The sequence below is a fragment of the Peribacillus deserti genome (assembly GCF_016909175.1).
In the GTDB taxonomy this organism is placed as follows: domain Bacteria; phylum Bacillota; class Bacilli; order Bacillales; family DSM-1321; genus Paraperibacillus; species Paraperibacillus deserti.
Window position 1 is genome coordinate 1 of the sequence record NZ_JAFBFI010000019.1, and the last position, 18,216, is coordinate 18,216.

General features: G+C 39.8%; 19 protein-coding genes. 13 read left to right on the top strand and 6 right to left on the bottom strand.

Annotated elements, in window-relative coordinates; all coding sequences use genetic code 11:
- Window positions 1-209, top strand: a 209-nt coding sequence (locus JOC77_RS17305; RefSeq protein WP_204545942.1) for a hypothetical protein, incomplete at its 5' end; no start/stop codon positions are given.
- Window positions 210-822: 613 nt separating this feature from the next.
- Here JOC77_RS17305 and JOC77_RS17310 read toward each other — a convergent pair.
- The gene (locus tag JOC77_RS17310) at window positions 823-987 is read right to left on the bottom strand and encodes an aspartyl-phosphate phosphatase Spo0E family protein (protein ID WP_239558864.1); all 165 of its coding nucleotides are present in this window, start codon (window positions 985-987) and stop codon (window positions 823-825) included.
- 168 nt (window positions 988-1,155) lie between these two features.
- Here JOC77_RS17310 and sigW point away from each other — a divergent pair, with 168 nt between their 5' ends.
- From sigW to glmS, 6 genes are all read left to right on the top strand, one after another.
- Window positions 1,156-1,719 (top strand): RNA polymerase sigma factor SigW, encoded by a 564-nt coding sequence (sigW, locus tag JOC77_RS17315; RefSeq protein WP_204545944.1) that lies wholly within the window; start codon window positions 1,156-1,158, stop codon window positions 1,717-1,719.
- A 15-nt stretch (window positions 1,720-1,734) separates the two neighbouring features.
- Window positions 1,735-2,364, top strand: a complete 630-nt coding sequence (locus JOC77_RS17320; RefSeq protein ID WP_204545946.1) for a zf-HC2 domain-containing protein — start codon at window positions 1,735-1,737, stop codon at window positions 2,362-2,364.
- A gap of 226 nt (window positions 2,365-2,590) precedes the next feature.
- Window positions 2,591-3,415 (top strand): diadenylate cyclase CdaA, encoded by an 825-nt coding sequence (gene cdaA, locus JOC77_RS17325; RefSeq protein ID WP_204545948.1) that lies wholly within the window; start codon window positions 2,591-2,593, stop codon window positions 3,413-3,415.
- A complete protein-coding gene (locus tag JOC77_RS17330) occupies window positions 3,408-4,703 on the top strand; it encodes a CdaR family protein (RefSeq protein WP_204545950.1) in 1,296 nt (431 codons plus the stop codon). The genes cdaA and JOC77_RS17330 overlap by 8 nt, the downstream gene beginning before the upstream one ends.
- A gap of 45 nt (window positions 4,704-4,748) precedes the next feature.
- On the top strand, window positions 4,749-6,098 hold the full coding sequence (glmM, locus tag JOC77_RS17335; protein WP_204545953.1) for a phosphoglucosamine mutase: 1,350 nt from the start codon (window positions 4,749-4,751) through the stop codon (window positions 6,096-6,098).
- Between the two features lie 477 nt (window positions 6,099-6,575).
- A complete protein-coding gene (gene glmS, locus JOC77_RS17340; protein ID WP_204545963.1) occupies window positions 6,576-8,378 on the top strand; it encodes a glutamine--fructose-6-phosphate transaminase (isomerizing) in 1,803 nt (600 codons plus the stop codon).
- 500 nt (window positions 8,379-8,878) lie between these two features.
- On the opposite strand, the gene JOC77_RS17345 is transcribed toward glmS, so the two are convergent.
- A complete protein-coding gene (locus JOC77_RS17345; protein WP_204545965.1) occupies window positions 8,879-9,541 on the bottom strand; it encodes a YczE/YyaS/YitT family protein in 663 nt (220 codons plus the stop codon).
- Window positions 9,538-9,678 carry a hypothetical protein gene (locus tag JOC77_RS17350; protein ID WP_204545967.1) on the bottom strand — a complete coding sequence of 47 codons (141 nt, stop codon included), beginning with the start codon at window positions 9,676-9,678 and terminating at the stop codon, window positions 9,538-9,540. Before JOC77_RS17350 ends, JOC77_RS17345 begins: the two co-directional genes overlap by 4 nt.
- A gap of 138 nt (window positions 9,679-9,816) precedes the next feature.
- On the opposite strand from JOC77_RS17350, the gene JOC77_RS17355 reads away from it, so the two are divergent.
- The 4 genes from JOC77_RS17355 to JOC77_RS17370 all read left to right on the top strand — a co-directional run bounded on the left by JOC77_RS17355 (window position 9,817) and on the right by JOC77_RS17370 (window position 12,596).
- Window positions 9,817-10,269, top strand: a complete 453-nt coding sequence (locus JOC77_RS17355; RefSeq protein ID WP_204545969.1) for a MarR family winged helix-turn-helix transcriptional regulator — start codon at window positions 9,817-9,819, stop codon at window positions 10,267-10,269.
- A 25-nt stretch (window positions 10,270-10,294) separates the two neighbouring features.
- Window positions 10,295-10,813 (top strand): spermidine/spermine N(1)-acetyltransferase, encoded by a 519-nt coding sequence (gene paiA / locus JOC77_RS17360; protein ID WP_204545973.1) that lies wholly within the window; start codon window positions 10,295-10,297, stop codon window positions 10,811-10,813.
- A 24-nt stretch (window positions 10,814-10,837) separates the two neighbouring features.
- A complete protein-coding gene (locus JOC77_RS17365) occupies window positions 10,838-11,452 on the top strand; it encodes an FMN-binding negative transcriptional regulator (protein WP_204545975.1) in 615 nt (204 codons plus the stop codon).
- A 478-nt stretch (window positions 11,453-11,930) separates the two neighbouring features.
- Complete coding sequence (locus tag JOC77_RS17370; RefSeq protein ID WP_204545978.1) at window positions 11,931-12,596, top strand: HAD family hydrolase; 666 nt, start codon at window positions 11,931-11,933, stop codon at window positions 12,594-12,596.
- Between the two features lie 81 nt (window positions 12,597-12,677).
- Here JOC77_RS17370 and JOC77_RS17375 read toward each other — a convergent pair whose 3' ends face one another.
- The 3 genes from JOC77_RS17375 to JOC77_RS17385 form a co-directional block, all read right to left on the bottom strand.
- Window positions 12,678-12,908: an alpha/beta-type small acid-soluble spore protein gene (locus tag JOC77_RS17375; protein ID WP_204545993.1), complete on the bottom strand. Its 231-nt coding sequence runs from the start codon at window positions 12,906-12,908 to the stop codon at window positions 12,678-12,680.
- Window positions 12,909-13,343: 435 nt separating this feature from the next.
- On the bottom strand, window positions 13,344-14,186 hold the full coding sequence (locus JOC77_RS17380) for a DUF1028 domain-containing protein (protein WP_204545996.1): 843 nt from the start codon (window positions 14,184-14,186) through the stop codon (window positions 13,344-13,346).
- A gap of 140 nt (window positions 14,187-14,326) precedes the next feature.
- Window positions 14,327-15,685, bottom strand: a complete 1,359-nt coding sequence (locus JOC77_RS17385; RefSeq protein ID WP_377336428.1) for a dicarboxylate/amino acid:cation symporter — start codon at window positions 15,683-15,685, stop codon at window positions 14,327-14,329.
- A gap of 113 nt (window positions 15,686-15,798) precedes the next feature.
- Between JOC77_RS17385 and JOC77_RS17390 the strand changes: the two genes are divergently transcribed.
- Both JOC77_RS17390 and dcuS read left to right on the top strand, forming a co-directional pair.
- Complete coding sequence (locus JOC77_RS17390; protein ID WP_204545999.1) at window positions 15,799-16,473, top strand: response regulator; 675 nt, start codon at window positions 15,799-15,801, stop codon at window positions 16,471-16,473.
- 13 nt (window positions 16,474-16,486) lie between these two features.
- On the top strand, window positions 16,487-18,100 hold the full coding sequence (gene dcuS, locus JOC77_RS17395) for a DcuS/MalK family sensor histidine kinase (RefSeq protein ID WP_204546001.1): 1,614 nt from the start codon (window positions 16,487-16,489) through the stop codon (window positions 18,098-18,100).
- The last annotated feature ends 116 nt before the right edge of the window (window positions 18,101-18,216 follow it).

The following is an 18,216-nucleotide window of genomic DNA, read 5'->3' on the forward strand; positions in this document are numbered from 1 at the left end:
AAAAGCAGACATCCGAAAGGCATAAGAAAAGCGGCAGCGAAAGGCCGCTCTTGCCTTTTGATGGCGATTGGCTTATGACCAAGGATGTCAGTTCGAAGCTGGACAACAAGAAAAGCGGAGAACGGTGCTTTTTATATAAGATTCCTTTAAATCACAATGATGAAATAACTTATTGTACACAAATTGTATATAGAAAAGCAGACACCTGACAGGCATAAGAAAAGCGCCAGCGAAAGGCCGTTTTTGCCTTTTGAAGGCGATTAGCTTATGACCGAAGGTGTCAGTTCGCAGCTGGATACAAGAAAAGCGGAGAACGGTGCTTTTCTAATATCTTTTATTAAAGAACCATGATGAACTTAACTAGATAAATGCAATAACATTAGATGAAAAGCAGACATCCGAAAGGCATAAGAAAAGCGGCAGCGAAAGGCCGCTCTTGCCTTTTGATGGCGATTGGCTTATGACCAAGGATGTCAGTTCGCAGCTGGACAACAAGAAAAGCGGAGAACGGTGCTTTTTATATAAGATTCCTTTAAATCACAATGATGAAATAACTTATTGTACACAAATTGTATATAGAAAAGCAGACACCTGACAGGCATAAGAAAAGCGGCAGCGAAAGGCCGCTCTTGCCTTTTGATGGCGATTGGCTTATGACCAAGGATGTCAGTTCGAAGCTGGACAACAAGAAAAGGGAAAACGGTGCTTTTTATATAAGATTCCTTTAAATCACAATGATGAAATAATTCATTGTAGACAATTTGTATATAGATAAGCGGAGAACGGTGCTCTATAATTTCAAAGAAAACAGTAACCACGGGGTTACTGTTTTCTTGTCATCATTATATATTTATGTATAAGAGTATCCAATTGTGTACTTGCTTCAACTACGTTATGATCTATCATAGAAGTGCGGGAAGCTAAATTTACCATTCTCGCACGGCATTTTTCAATATCATTGAGCAGCTCTTTCAATTCAATCGTCATCGTATTAACCAACCTTCCCCTTTAGCATCTTCTACTATTTTCCCGGTTTTTCAATATTATAAACCATATATTGTAAATCTTTGTTAAAATAAATATATAAATTTTTGAAACCTTTTAGCTTGCGATTCGTAGAAATCGTATAGCCGCATAGCGGGGGTAATATAAACAATGGAAGTGCTTATTAAAGATAAAATTAAGCAGGTATTAAAAGGCAATCAAAATGCTTACAGCTATATAGTGGAGGAGTACAAAGATAAAGTCTTTTATTTATGCTACCGAATGATTGGCAATAGACATGAAGCAGAAGACTTAGCTCAAGAGGCTTTTCTAAAGGCTTATGTAAACATTAAAAGCTTCAATTTAAATATGAAGTTCTCCACATGGATTTACAGAATTGCAACAAATTTATGCATAGATCGTATTAGAAAAAAGAAGCCTGATTATTACCTGGATGCTGAAATTGCAGGAACTGATGGATTAAATATGTATTCTCAACTTGCTTCAGATACAGAAAGTCCGGAAAATGAAGTGGAAAGTATGGAAATGCAGGAGACCATACAGAACGAAATTTTGAAGCTTCCAGAAAAATACCGCTCTGTTATCATTTTAAAATATATTGAGGATTTATCTTTAAAAGAGATCAGCGACCCACTGGATCTTCCAGTGGGTACAGTAAAAACAAGAATTCATAGAGGACGAGAAGCTTTAAGGCTTCAGCTTCGTCATTTATAAGGGAAGGTGAGTTCCATGACATGTCCGGAAGAAATAGTAGAATATATGCATGATTATCTAGATGAAGAAATCAGCTCCGACAGTGAACGGATATTAAAGGGGCATCTTCAGTCCTGTGAGGATTGCCGCAATTACTTATATGAACTAAAGAAAGCTGTTTCATATGTGAAAGTACCAGCAAGCATCACTGTGTCTTCTGACTTTACAGAGAGGGTGATGGCCAGCCTTCCACAAGAAGCAAAGAAAAAAGGGAAGCTTAAGGGATGGATGATGGGACATCCCGTTGTGTCTGCGGCAGCGCTCTTCCTTGTATTAATATCAGGAGCCATGTTAACATCATGGAACCAAGGGGAGGACTTTTCTGTAACCAGGCAGTCTAATCTTATCGTGGAAAACCATACGGTTATAGTTCCTGAGGGGAAGACAGTAAAAGGCGATATTCTGGTCCGGAATGGAGATATTAAGATTGAGGGCAGGGTACAGGGAGATGTAACTGTGATTAACGGAGACAGATACCTAGCTTCTGCAGGAAGCGTCACTGGAGATATCAAAGAAATTGACCAGGCTTTTGAATGGCTGTGGTACAAGATTAAAACAAGTGCCAAGGAAGTTTCCAGTTACATTACTACTAATAGCTTTCAATAAGGGCCATCCTAAACGGGATGGCCTTTCTTACATAATTTTCTAGTGTGGAGATATAGAAACAGGGGGTTAAATAGAGAAAAACATTTATTTTCATGATATAATTTTATGTATTGTGTTAAATCTCAGGTTGGCCATATAGTGCAGGCTTTTGATTACATACAGTTAGATACATGTTCGATAAGAGAGAGGGAGTCCTTGTCGAACTACATGACTGGAGGAAAGTAACATGTCTTTATCCCACTTTACCTTCTATGATTATTTTATAAATTTCATTGATATTTTGCTGGTATGGTTTGTAATCTACAAACTTTTGATGGTGATTAGAGGAACGAAAGCTGTACAGCTTTTAAAAGGGATTTTTGTGATAGTGATTGTTCAAAGCTTAAGTAATTTTTTAGGCTTGAATACATTAGGCTGGCTAATGGAACAGGCTATGACATGGGGTTTCCTTGCGATCATTATCATTTTTCAGCCTGAGCTTCGAAGAGCGCTTGAACAGCTTGGGAGAGGAAAGATCTTTTCAAGAGCCAGCGGCCAAATAGAAGAAGAGGGACAAGAACGCCTTGTCGAATCTATCATAAAGGCAGCTAATTATATGGCGAAGCGGCGCATTGGCGCTCTTATTTCTGTAGAAAGAGAAACAGGGTTGAGCGACTATATTGAAACAGGGATTCCTTTACACTCAGCCATTTCCTCTGAGCTTCTGATCAATATCTTTATTCCGAATACTCCTTTGCATGATGGAGCGGTTATTATCCAGGGAAATCAGGTTGCTGCTGCTGCCTGCTACCTTCCCCTTTCTGAGAGTCCTTTTATTTCAAAAGAGCTTGGCACAAGGCATAGGGCTGCATTAGGAGTTTCAGAGGTTACGGACAGCATAACGATCATTGTTTCGGAGGAAACAGGAAGTATCTCTTTAACTAAAAATGGAGAGCTGTACCGAAATTTAAATCAAGATTCACTTAAAGATATGCTAAATGTTGAATTAATTGATAAAAACAGGGCTGTATCTCCAACCCTTTGGAATTGGAGGGCAAAGAAAAATGGATAGGTTAATGAAGACACCCTGGTTTATAAAAATTATTGCATTTTCTCTGGCTGCTCTTTTGTTTGTATCCATTAATTTTCAACCCGATGCCAAAAAAGGATCAGCAGGATTTTCTCCAACTTCAAAAACGTCTACAGAAACGGTAGAAAATGTTGAAGTGGATGTATATTACGACAGTGAAAATTTAGTAGTGAAGGGTGTGCCTGGTAAGGTAGATGTAACCTTAAAGGGACCAAAAAGCATTGTTCTTTCGGCTAAAAATCAGAGAGATTTCAAAGTCAGCGTTGATCTGGCCGATGCTGTAATCGGCGAGCAAAAAGTACCGATCCGGGTTGAGAATTTATCTGATAAGATCACTGCAGTAGTAAAGCCTAATCAGGCTACTGTAACGGTCCAGGAAAAAATTACGAAGGAATATTCAGTTTCGCCTCAATTTAATGAAGGCCTTTTAGAGGCGGGGTATATAGCAGGAGTACCGACTGCTGATCCAGAACGAGTCAGGATCACTGGAGCCAAGGACATTATGGACCAGATTTCTATAGTCAGAGCTTCCATAGAATTGGAGCAAGGGATTAACGAGACAGTGGAGAAAAGAGCCAGGGTAAGGGCTCTCGATAAACATTTGAATAATCTTGATGTATCTATTGAACCTTCGTCTGTTGACGTGAGGATTCCTATACAAATTCCATCTAAGAAGGTTTCTGTCATTCCTTACCAGACAGGCACACTTCAGGATGGGCTGGAAATCAAATCGATTAACATTAATCCGCACGAAATCATTCTTTATGGTAAGCAGTCTGAATTAAGAAAAATACAAAATATAAGAGTGCCCGTCAATGTTAGTGATATAGACAGCTCCACTACATTCGAACAGAACATTCTGCTGCCAGAAGGTATTTACCGGGCTTCTGAACCAAAAGTGAGCGTCTCTGTAAAGACTGGAAAACAAAAGGAAGAATTGAATCCAGATGATAACAAAGAGGAAGAAGCGGCGGCCGAGCAAATCTCGCAAACATTCAGCAGCATTAAAATAAATCCTGCCGGCCTTCCGGATGATTATGCCTTAACCTTTGTAAATCCTTCTAGTGGGTCATTAAGCATTACGGTAACCGGCCCGCCTGAAAGGATAAAGGCACTTAAAGAATCGGATATCCAGCTATCCATAGACGCAAGCAAGCTTCCAGAAGGCCGCAGCGAAACGGCGGTATTTTCCAACCTGCCTGATGATCTATCTTGGAAAATTCCATTTGAAAAAGCGGCAGTTGATGTAGCTAAAAAGGAAGCAAATTGAGAGTAAATAAATCGATTGAAACATATTAAAAGGGAGCGATATGCAATGGGTAAATATTTTGGCACAGACGGAGTCCGCGGGGTAGCAAATACAGAACTGACTCCAGAACTAGCGTTTAAGCTTGGCCGATTCGGAGGGTATGTTCTGACAAAGGACACAACTCGTCCAAAGGTATTAATTGGCCGCGATACGCGTATTTCCGGTGAAATGCTTGAAAGTGCTCTGATAGCTGGTTTGCTTTCAATAGGGGCCGAGGTTATGAGATTGGGTGTCATCTCTACTCCGGGGGTATCTTATTTAACAAAAGCACAGGGAGCCCAGGCAGGGGTAATGATTTCTGCTTCACATAACCCTGTAGCGGATAATGGGATCAAGTTTTTTGGACCGGATGGTTTTAAGCTTTCAGATGAGCAGGAGAATGAAATTGAAGGCTTGATGGATATGGAAACAGATCATCTGCCACGCCCGGTCGGAGCAGACCTGGGAACAGTTAATGATTATTTTGAAGGCTGCCAAAAATATATTCAATACTTAAAGCAGACAGTTGATGAAGATTTCTCAAATATTCATGTTGCCCTAGATTGTGCTCATGGTGCTACATCTTCACTGGCTGCACATTTATTTGCTGATCTGGAAGCTGATATCTCGACAATGGGGGCTTCACCTGATGGTTTAAATATTAACGAGGGTGTTGGTTCTACGCACCCTGAAGCCTTATCAGCATACTTAAAAGAAAAAGGTGCAGATGTGGGGCTTGCATTTGATGGAGATGGAGACCGTTTAATAGCTATTGATGAAAATGGGAATATTGTAGACGGCGATCAAATCATGTATATTTGTGCAAAGTATCTAAACGAGCAGGGACGTCTAAAACATTCAACCGTAGTATCTACGGTTATGAGCAATCTTGGATTTTACAAAGGCCTGCAAGAGAATGGAATCCATAGTGCACAAACAGCAGTAGGCGACCGTTATGTTGTAGAGGAAATGAAAAAAGGCGGATATAATCTCGGCGGCGAGCAGTCTGGCCATATTATATTCCTTGACTACAATGCTACTGGTGACGGACTTCTTTCTGGTGTGCAGCTTGTGAATATTATGAAGGCTACGAAGAAACCACTTTCTGAGTTAGCCGGGGAAATGGTCAAGTTCCCGCAAAAGCTTGTTAATATTAGAGTAACGGATAAACACGGAGTAACAGCTAATCCAAAGGTTCACGACATCATCCAGGAAGTCGAAACAGAAATGAATGGTGATGGACGTATTCTGGTGCGCCCTTCAGGTACAGAGCCTTTAGTCAGGGTTATGGCAGAAGCCCCTACAGAAGAGCAGTGCAACGATTATGTTCAAAGAATTGCGGAGGTAGTTAAAGCAGAAATGGGGCTTCAAGAGTAAAAATAAGGCTGCAACTATATGCATAAGAGGAACGCTCTTTTTCTCTTATGCATATTTTTATATAGTGGAACAAAGGTTTTAAAGCTGTTAGCAGGGGTAAAGAACATGAGTGTCATCTAGCTGAGAAGCAATAAATGATTGACGGGAATGAAAAGTTAGTATATGATTAACATGTTTTTCGCTTGTATATGTGAAGAACAGAATTAGGCTAGAAAGGTGGATCGTGTATATAATTATCTAAAAGCGCCAGGACTAAGCGGGACGACAAGCTTAGTTGACGAGGTGGAGGATTATCGATTATTCGGCGGGTACCTCCCGGTTGCCTGTACACAACCGCAATTTTTCTCTCAAAACAAAGGGGTAACTTTTTGAACAAAGGGGAAAGAGCTGTACAGCTAAAAATATATGATTCAGAGATAAGGGGGCAAGACAGGCCCCCGGTCATCTTGCCTCCTTACTCCAAGGAGGAAATTTATAATGTGCGGAATAGTTGGGTATATTGGAAATCAAGATTCAAAAGAAATTCTTTTAAAAGGTTTAGAAAAGCTTGAATATAGAGGCTATGACTCTGCAGGTATTGCTGTAAGAGGGAATGAACAAATCCGCGTTTTTAAAGAAAAAGGGCGTATTGCAGACCTGCGTGCGATTGTTGATGAATCCGTCTCAGCTAACACAGGCATTGGCCATACCAGATGGGCAACTCACGGAGTTCCAAGCCAGACGAATGCGCATCCACATCAAAGTGCTTCTGGTCGTTTTACACTGGTTCATAACGGTGTTATTGAAAACTATTCCATTTTAAAACGGGAATATCTTCAAGGCACAGAGTTTATCAGTGAAACGGATACAGAAGTTATTGTTCAAATGATTGAGAAGTTTGCCAATGAGGGAATGGAAACGGAAGAGGCTTTCCGCCAGACTCTTACTCTATTAAAAGGTTCCTACGCTCTTGCCCTTTTGGATGAGCAGGCGGCAGATATGATTTTTGTAGCTAAAAACAAAAGTCCTCTGTTGGTAGGTGTAGGAGCAGACTTTAATGTTGTGGCAAGTGATGCGATGGCGATGCTTCAGGTTACCAATCAATATGTTGAGCTTATGGATAAAGAAATGGTTTTTGTTACTAAAGAGCAGGTAACCATCAAAACTCTTGAAGGTACGGTAGTAGAACGCAAGCCTTACACAGCTGAACTGGATGCCAGTGATATTGAAAAAGGCACATATCCTCACTACATGCTAAAAGAAACAGATGAGCAGCCTTTAGTGATTAGAAAAATTATTCAGAAGTACCAGGATGAGCAAGGCAATCTTGCCATTGATCAAGAGATCGTCGATGCTGTAAATGGTTCTGACCGTATCTATATTGTGGCATGCGGAACAAGCTATCATGCAGGGCTTGTAGGGAAACAGCTTATCGAAAAAATGGCAGGAATCCCTGTAGAGGTTCATGTGGCTTCTGAATTTGGCTATAACCTTCCTCTTCTTCCGGAAAAACCGCTGTTCATCTTTATCTCTCAAAGTGGAGAAACAGCAGACAGCCGGGCTGTTCTTGTGGCAGTCAAAGAGCTTGGCCATAAGGCGCTTACGATCACAAACGTACCTGGTTCTACCCTGTCCCGTGAAGCGGATTATACGCTTCTACTTCATGCAGGACCAGAAATTGCGGTTGCTTCTACCAAAGCTTATACAGCTCAAATTGCGGTCTTGTCTATTCTTGCAGATGTTGTTGCAAAAACACGCGGCAGAGCAGATAACCTTAATCTTGTAAAAGAGCTTGGAATCGTAGCAAATGCAATGGAAGTGCTTTGTGATTCGAAAGAAGAAATGGATTATATAGCGCGCGAATATCTATCATTCACACGCAACTGCTTCTTTATTGGACGCGGTATGGATTTCTATGTAGGGCTTGAGGGTGCTCTTAAACTTAAAGAGATTTCCTATATTCAGGCTGAAGGCTTTGCAGGCGGAGAGTTAAAGCATGGTACAATCGCTTTAATCGAAGAAGGAACTCCTGTAATAGCACTTGCTACTCAGGAGAATGTGAATTTGAGCATTCGCGGAAACGTAAAAGAAGTAGCGGCACGCGGTGCCAACCCTTGCATTATTTCCATGAAAGGACTGGATATGGAGGAAGATCGTTTCGTCATTCCAGCTGTTCATGAATTATTGACTCCTCTTGTCTCTGTAGTGCCTATGCAGCTTATTGCCTATTATGCGGCCCTTCATCGTGACTGTGATGTAGATAAGCCAAGAAACCTTGCAAAATCGGTTACTGTGGAATAAGAGAAGAATTTACTGAATTAGAATAATGTAAGTGTACAAAAGAGTCGGGAACTGAAAATGGATTTACTCCAATCAAATGAAAATGAGCGTAGCCCCAGATGGCTGCGCTCATTTTTTATTTATGTGTCGTAATATGCTCTTGAAAATAAAATCGGGCTAAGGATACATTCATTAATAGTGAAAAGAGCAGACATGCTGCCTAAAACAATGAAGTACATTCATCAGGCCGAAGAAAACCAAGAGCTTATCAAACAAGGCGTGTAAAACATATTCTGGAATTGTTAAAGGCGGAAAATGAAGCCGTTCACGAATGGTAAATCTATAAGCGGGCTGGACTTCGTGCTACTGTGTCAAAGGAAGTATAAAGATATATTTCATTGAAAGTTACTGAATACGAATTGTAGCTTTAACGATTAGCAGTTACATAAAAGAACATCTCGTGCACGTACACGAGATGTTCTTTTAGTTACCGATTTTATTCTGCCAACTGAGTGGCAAAATCATATTGAATGGTTTTTATCGGTATCATAATTAGGTGATGTACAAGAGTTTGTTAGTATGCAGTCTAATACCTTTTCTGTAAATGGCATAAAGTAATTAAGTATTAGTCCCCCTAAACAGACGGTTAACAACGTTCCAATACCAATTGGTCCATGGAATATGATTGCCATAATCAAGAATAGGAGGTAAATGAATGTTCTTGAAAATAGTATATTGGTTCTCGTTAATTCTTTTATGATTATTGTTAAACGATCAATGGGAATTGGAGCAAAATTCGCATGTAAATAGATTGCAGTTCCTAATCCTATGACAATTAAGCCGAAACTAAAACAAACAAGTTTAACGAACCATAGTTGAGGTGTTATCAAATTGTGTAACAAAAAAAGCCACGTATCAATGCCAATGCCCGTTAAAAATGCTGTTAACAATCCTAAAAATTCGGGTTCTTGTCTTTTTAAAAACGAATTACAACATATCAGTATCAAAGCTATTATAATTTCCCAACTTCCCACAGTAAGTCCTACGTTTATGGATAGTCCGACCAAAAGTGCATCAAAAGGTGATGTTCCAAAGTCAGATTGTATAGAGAAAGAAATGCCCAGGGTTAATATTAAAATTCCCACTACATAAACTGCATATTTTGCCTTAGCCTGCTTCTTCATCTTTCACATTGTCCATTCAGTCTGCCAAATCCATCAGCTAGTGGTACGCCTCGTTCATCCAAATATACTTCGTTCCTTATAATACGGAATGCTGCCTTTAAGTCTTCTTCATCAATGGTTATTCTTTTCATATTCATTTTTTTCAGTCCTTTAGATTAATTTATCCATTAATATATCCTGATAAATAGTTGCAAATGCAATAAAAATGATTTACATTTAATGTATACCAGATTTATTGCAAATGCAACAATAAATGTGTAATAAGGAGTGAATGTATGGAAGAAATCTTACGCGAAATTGGAATGATCGCTAGGGCATTAGATTCAATAAGCAATATAGAATTTAAAGAATATGACCTTACAAAAGGGCAGTATTTGTACCTTGTGCGTATATGTGAAAACCCCGGAATTATTCAAGAAAAATTAGCTGAACTGATTAAAGTAGACCGAACAACGGCATCTCGAGCTATAAAAAAACTTGAAATGAATGGATTTATAGAAAAGAAAGATGATGAACAAAATCAAAAAATTAGAAAACTTTTTCCAACAGAGAAAGGAAATAATGTTTATCCGTTTATAAGAAGAGAAAATGATTATTCCAATATGGTCGCATTAGATGGATTCACAGATAAAGAAGTGGAGATCCTGTTCAATTCTCTTAAAAAAGTAAGAAAAAATATTGAAAAGGACTGGGAATTTGTGAAAAAAGGGAACAAGCGGAATTATTGATCATACAAAGGAGCGACATATTTAAATGACTATAAATGTAAAAAAGTGTACCCTTGAGGACTTACACACACTTCAAGAAATTAGTTATGAAACATTTAATGATACATTTAAGCATCAGAATTCACCTGAAAACATGAATGCCTATTTAGAGAAGGCTTTCAATCTAAAACAGATAGAGAAGGAGCTGTCTGAACGTTCTTCTGCTTTTTATTTTGCTTATTTAAATGATGAACTCGCTGGATATCTCAAGGTGAATGTTGATGAAGCCCAAACTGAAGAAATGGGTGGTGATTCACTGGAAATTGAGAGGATTTATATAAAACAAAAATTTCAAAGACAGGGACTTGGAAGATACCTGATAAACAAAGCGGTGGAAATAGCAATAGAACAGAAAAAAAAGAACATTTGGCTCGGTGTTTGGGAAATGAATGAGAATGCAATCGCTGCCTATAAAAGATTAGGGTTTGTTCAAACTGGAGCCCACTCCTTTTATATGGGAGATGAGAAACAAACGGACTTTATATTGACCAAAGCAATTTTATAAACTTTTTATGCGAGGAGCGGTGTTATGTATATTCCAAAATACTTTAAGGTCACAAATGTTGATGAAATCTGGGAGTTCGTTCAAACGAATTCTTTTGGTACGATTGTTACTACAGATCAAGGGAAACCAATAGCCACACATTTGCCTTTGGAATTAATTAAAGAAGACGACGACTACTATATCACAGGACATATGGCTTATGGAAATCCTCAATGGAGAACACTTGAAACGTGCGAAAAAGTGCTTGTCATCTACCAGGGACCCCATTCTTATATTTCTTCCTCCTGGTACGGACATGAGAATGTTCCTACGTGGAATTACCAGGCAGTCCATATGTATGGTAAAGCAGCTATTCTAGATAGTGAAGAAGTAAAACAGGAACTAATCAAAATGCTTGAAAAGTACGAAAAACATCGTAAAAACCCGGTTTTTTGGGACACCCTTTCTCCAAGTCTCTTGGAAAACCAGCTGAAAGGTATTGTTGGTTTTAAAATTAAGGTGGGAGAAATCCAGGCTGCCTATAAATTGAGTCAGAACCGTAATGAAGCTGATTATGATAATATTATTGATAAATTGAAATACGAAAGAAGTCCGAATTCGAAACAAATGGCAGAATTGATGGAAAAGAGAATGAAGTGATATCTTTATATCCCTTTTATTCCTAAACAATTTTAAAGGACCATTTAGTGGAATGCACGAGATGGTCCTATTTGTCACGGTAGAAACTAAATATGTATGAATCCCAATTTTGATAAGCACTTGATTTTTATTATTAATTATTTTATTAATAAAAAGTGCGGGCATAGCCTGGCGGGTTTTTTTTATCTTTTATAATACAAAGACTGCAGAAAAATGCAGTCTATTCCTTTTTACCCTTCTAAAAAGTTCTCGACTTTAATGTCAGGTATAAAAAAACAGCCGGTTCCCGACTATATATAAAAAGTGTGAATTTAACAAACGTAGAATGCGAGTTAGCGGGCTTCGAAAGTTCCCGACTTAATTGTCACTCTACAATATACATCGAAGATCGAAAGAGAAACAGGAGAACCTGCTTATCTTTCTGCTTTTTATTACATATTATTAGTTCGAAAGAAGAATGAGGTTATGGAGGAGAAATATGATAAAAGCAGTTGTTTTTGACTTTGATGGTTTAATTATTGATACAGAATCCGTATGGTTTGAAGTAATGTCAGATCTATTCAAAGAGCATGGCCACGAACTTCCTTTCGGCATGTGGGAAAAGTGTGTGGGAACTGGTGATGATGAGCTGTATGATTATTTAGAGGTCTGTCTTAAGAGACCAATTGACCGTGCAGCACTGCAGATACAGGGGAAAGAAAAGCATGCACTGCTTATGAAAGGCAGGACGATACGTCCAGGTGTGACTGCTTATCTAGAGGTTGCAAGGAAAAAGGGTCTCAGGATTGGCCTAGCGTCCAGCTCAACACGGGAATGGGTAACGGGCTTTTTGAATAAGTTTAATTTGTATGAGTTTTTTGATTGTATACGGACGGCCGATGACGTGAAGAATATAAAACCGGATCCTGAGCTTTACCTGGAAGCCTGTAAATGCCTGGGTGTAGCGCCTCAGGAAGCCATTGCTTTTGAAGATTCTCCAAATGGCACGAGGGCGGCAAAAGCTGCGGGCCTTCTATGTGTAATCGTACCCAATGATATAACCAGAAACATGGCTTTTGACGCTTTTGATATGAGATTAAATGCTATGTCAGAAAGAGAATTTATAGCCTTATTAGAAGAGGTTAATCTATCGATACAAGGATAAATTTATGGAATCCTTCCATAGCTTATTACCTAAAGAAGGCTGCCTGCGAAACAGGCAGCCTAAATCCAAATTATTTAATTATTAAACTAAAGTGTTTCCGCCGAATTGACCAGCTTGACCTGCTAATTGAGATTGAGCTGTAGCAACAAGACGTTTTGTAATTTCTCCACCAACAGATCCGTTTGCACGAGATACTGTTTCTGCTCCAAGCTGTACGCCAAATTCTTGAGCGATCTCAAATTTCATTTGGTCGATTGCTTGTTGAGCACCTGGAACTAACTTTTGACGGTTTGAACCACTGCGATTTGCCATGTGTTTTCACCTCCTTAATAGATAATCTGCCTCTATTTCGGAAGAACATGCATTTCATTTTTTAGGAATTTTTTGTCATTTTATTTTAAGGTGCTTTCCTTTAAAAAGGCCCAGCAGTTAGTCATCTTAGATGCTGCACTAGAATTGAATGACATGAAGATGGGAGGCTTCTAAAATTAAGGATTTTTTGGCGATTAAAGTGTCTGCCTTTGGGTCTCGAAAGAGTCATATGCCGCAAACAAACCGATTTATGTGGTGGAGGGGGAACTTATGTGACTAAAACCAAGTTTTATGTCGCTATTTGCAGACTAAGAGGTCATACTCCTAATCTGGGGGTAGAGTAAAAAGGATTTTAACATAAAAAACCCTCCACAAAGAAACTGTAAAGGGTAATAAGATCCATGGGAAATAAATTGGGAAATGGGACAGTCCCCATCAGCTCTTTCTCATAAAGGCTAATACTTCAAGGTCTAGTTGCCCTTCCGGCTGTTCACGGCCTTCGAAGTTTTCGGTATGCAGATAGGCTGTTAATGCTTTGTATAATTGTTCGTCATTCGCTGTGTCTTCTTTTATGTAGTTCAGGCGCCGAAGCTGCTGTGTGAGTTCTGATTTGATATCTCCTTCAATTTTTACGATATTTTCTGCCTTAGATGGGGCAAAATAAAGCTGATGGAGGTTGTAGATGCGAATTAGTTCTGTGATGGGCTCCGGATGATCCTCCACTCTTAGATCAACAAAGCGGTCATTAAATCCTCCATAGCCGCCTTGTTCTTTTACAACAAGAATTGCGGCTGATTGCTGGCCTCTGCTGTCTCCGCCTGCCTCTTGCCCGGCATTCAGTGCATGCAGCAGCCGTTCTGCCAGAGGGCCCTTAGAGTTTGAAAAGTCGTCGGCCATGGCCTGTACGGTTCTTTTATCTACGAGTATATTTCCCTGCGCAGCAAAGTGCGATCCTGTAATTCCTCCAGCCCAGTCATAACACTCGCTTCCTGTGAATGTTGCAGGATTACCATTTGCATCGATTATCCCAACCTGCCGCATTTCTCTGTCGGGATCAACGCTTAATAAGTCATTCAAGGTTTCCTCAGCGGATTTCCCGTTTTCCATGGCAGCGAGAGCCTGGGGCCCATATGCTGTATTTGCATATGATTGAGTAGCTACTGCACCTGCACCGGCTTTCGCCCACGGAACAACCGCACCGACTCCCAAAAATTTGGATTGTACGGCAATACCCCACTCTTTTTCTTTTGGATCATAGCCAACAATTGAATAAGTCATGCTTATTTCCTCCCCTTTTTGAGATAGTAACATACCTTTTGCATCAGTGTAGCATAAAGAAGAACGGGCAGGGTATTTTTACTACGCTGCCTTTCCAATAAAAAAGAGAGCTAAAACCAGATGTTTTAGCTCTCAGAGTCTCATACTGAAACTTTGTCACTGCCGCTGTGACTAGGAGGAGGGATATCGAATCTCTCTTCGGGATGAAATTCATTTTCCATTTTAGAAACAACAACTGTAGCTACACCATTTCCAATAAGGTTGGTAATGGCACGTGCTTCTGACATGAAGCGGTCTACCCCAAGAAGCAGGGCAATGCCTTCAACAGGGATCATCGGGAAAGCAGCAAGTGTAGCGGCAAGTGTAATAAAACCGGAACCTGTAACACCGGCAGCGCCTTTTGATGTGAGCATTAAAATTCCAAGGAGAGTGATCTCCTGCCAGATACTCAGGTCAACACCAAAGGCCTGGGCGATAAAGATGGAAGCCATGGATAGATAGATGGCGGTACCATCCAGATTGAAAGAGTAGCCAGTTGGGATGACCAGTCCAACTACAGATTTAGAGCAGCCGTATTTTTCGAGCTTCTCCATCATTCGCGGTAAAGCACTTTCAGATGACGATGTCCCAAGGACTAGTAAAATTTCTTCCTTGATATAAGTTATAAACTTGAAGATATTAAATCCGTATAACTTTGCGACGAATCCAAGGATGAGTACGATAAATAGAAACATTGTCAGATATACGCTGGCCATTAATTTACCTAAAGAGAAAAGGGAACCTATACCAAAATTGCCAATCGTATAGGCCATCGCACCCATGGCAGCTATTGGTGAAAATTTCATGACTATATTTACAATGCCAAAGAAAATCTCGGCAATTTGTTCAAAGAACGAAATAACAGGCTTTGCTTTCTGGCCCAGCCCTGCTGCAGCTATGCCAAACAGCACGGAGAAAAAAAGAATCGGCAGTAATTCGCCTTTAGCCATTGCCCCAATGAAGTTATCCGGGATAATTCCCATAATAAACTCAATGGCACCGTGGCTTGTCTCTTTTGCCTGCTCAGTAAACTCTGATACATCTCCGCCTTTTACGGAGTCGGTATTGAAACCGCTACCTGGTTTTAGGATATTGACTACAACAAGACCTATTACAAGTGCAAGTGTTGAAATAATTTCAAAATAAAGGAGTGTTTTTCCTCCAATACGGCCGACTTTCTTTAGGTCTCCCATATTGCCAATTCCAATAACAATAGTAAGGAAAACAATCGGGGCGATCACGAGCTTGATCAGCTTAATAAAAATATCAGCTAATACTTTAAGGTCGGTACCGAACTTAGGAAAAATAAATCCAATAATAATACCTATCAATATACCGATAATCACCTGTACTGTTAAGTTTCTAAAATTCAGTTTCAACAATCCTTCACCTCTTCCATATTTGGTAACGCTTTCATTAATCTTATAGGAAAGGAATATGAAGTTTAAGTTTTTGGTCATAAAGTTCTTTTTGTTCTTTTCGGTACTAAAAACATCTACCAAAGTATTTGTAGTCCTAGATTAAGATATTCATAATAGAATAAAAAGCTTTAAAACGGCGGGTGAAAAGAAAAATGAATTCGATCAAAGTATTATTAATAGAGGATGACCCGATGGTACAGGAAATTAACAGGCAATATATCGAAAAGGTCGAGGGCTACCTGGTGGTCGGGCATGCCAGTAATGGGGAAGAAGGGCTGCAATTAGTAAGGAAGTTAAAACCTGAGCTTGTCATTATTGATATTTATATGCCGCAGCTGGATGGGTTTGAAACAATAAAGCAATTCCGGCAGGAGGGGCTGCCTGTTGATGTAATGGCAATTACTGCTGCAAGCGATATAGAAACCATTCATAAAGTCCTGCAGTATGGAGCAGTGGATTACATTTTGAAACCGTTTAAATTTGAGAGGATTAAAAGAGCGCTTGAACAATATTATTCTTTCCGTCTTAAACTAGAAGAAAGAAATGACGTTCAGCAGCATGAATTGGATCAGCTTCTGACCTTCAATGAAGACGCCATCGATGAAGAATTACTGCCAAAAGGGCTGCATCATCATACCTTAAATAAAATCATTGAATATATATCAAGTGAAAAGTCTCCCGTCTCTTCTGAAGAAGTAGCTGAAAGTATCGGGATTGCCCGGGTTACCGCAAGGCGGTACCTTGATTATCTTGAGAAAAAGGGAAAAGTAAACATTACTGTACAATACGGCGGGGTAGGGCGGCCAGTCAACCGGTATGGTCTGTAAAGCGGGGAACTGTATGAAAAAAATAAAGGGACCCAGCCGGGTTAAACTCTCATTGCAGACTACCATAACCCTGCTGGTATGTACGGTCGTCGTAGTTTCCCTCATTATAACAGAAACCATGGTAATAAAAAGAGTTGCGGAGGATACAAAAAATCTTAAAGCTGAAAAAGCTGCCGATATTGCAAGGATTGTTTCTCGTTCAGCCCCGGTTATCCATTCACTTAGACCGGAAAAGAGCAGTGTATCGGATGTCCAAGCCTACACCCGTGATGTTCAAGATGCGGCCGGAGTTGAATTTATTGTCGTTATGGACATGAAGGGGATTCGAAGGTCTCATCCCCATTCTGAATTAATAGGAAAAAAATTCAGAGGTGGAGATGAAGGGACTGTTTTAAGAGGGAAAGAACACATTTCTGTTGCAAAAGGTACGCTGGGAACATCACTAAGAGCTTTTGCTCCTGTCTATGATAATAACAATAGACAAATTGGAGCTGTAGCAGTCGGTATTCTGCTGGATGATGTAAACCATGCGGTCTCAGAAGGCAGACAGGTTATTTATGCCGGAATGATTTTCGGTATAGCTGCCGGCATCATTGGAGCGGTTCTTTTAGCCAGAAAAATTAAGTCTATACTATTTGGGTTAGAGCCAGAAGAGATTGCTGGATTGCTTGAAGAACGTATTGCAATGCTTCAATCGGCAAAAGAGGGAATCATTGCAGTGAATGCGACAGGCAGGATTAAGCTGGTTAACAAAGAAGGGAACAGGCTTCTGCAATCAGCTGGGATATCGGGTAATCCAATTGGTAAAAAGATAGATACATTGATGCCGGGCTTAAGACTATCCGATGTCTTGAATTTAGGAGAGCCGAAACTCGACCTTGAACAAAACGTCAACGGTCTAGCCATTGTCACCAACCTGGTGCCCGTATTAGTAAAGGAACATGTAGTTGGAGCCATAGCAACCTTCAGGGATAGAACGGAGTTAAAGGAGCTGGCAGAACAATTGACCGGGGTGAAGCTGTACGCAGATGCATTGCGCTCTCAATCGCATGAATTTATGAACAAGCTGCATGTTATTTCCGGTCTCATTGCAATGAAAAATTACGAAAGTGTTTCTAGTTACATTGACAAAATGGTTGAACATCATCAATCGGAAGCGGGCTTTATATCGCAGCGTATAAAAGACCCAGTCTTGGCTGGATTTTTATTAGGAAAACTCAGTTATGCAAGGGAAAATAAAGTAGAGTTTCTGGTGGATGGAGACGGAGAAATACCAGAATCCCGTGATCCAGAGGTGATTCATGAGCTTGTCGTAATCGTAGGCAATTTAATAAATAACGCCATTGAAGCCGTTGGAAATTCAGAAATTAAACGAATCACGGTTCGGTTCGATTATTTCGAACAACATCTGTCATTAGAAGTTCATGATACAGGCGGAGGAATTGCTGAAAAAATGCAGCAGCACATATTCACCAAGGGATTTTCAACTAAAGGGACTAATAGGGGGCTAGGCCTTTTTCATCTTACCCAAAGCCTTAAGAGACTAAATGGGAACGCTGAGGTTTTCTCGAAGGAAGGAGAAGGTACAGCTTTCATTGTGGACTTGCCTTATCATGCAAAGGAATAATAGGCGCCCTATTATTCCTTGAAAATAAATTAAAGTAAATTCTATAAAATTCTGAATAATGATTGACAAGGAAGGCCGGATTATATGATAATAAAGCTGAGTTTGAATGAGAATGA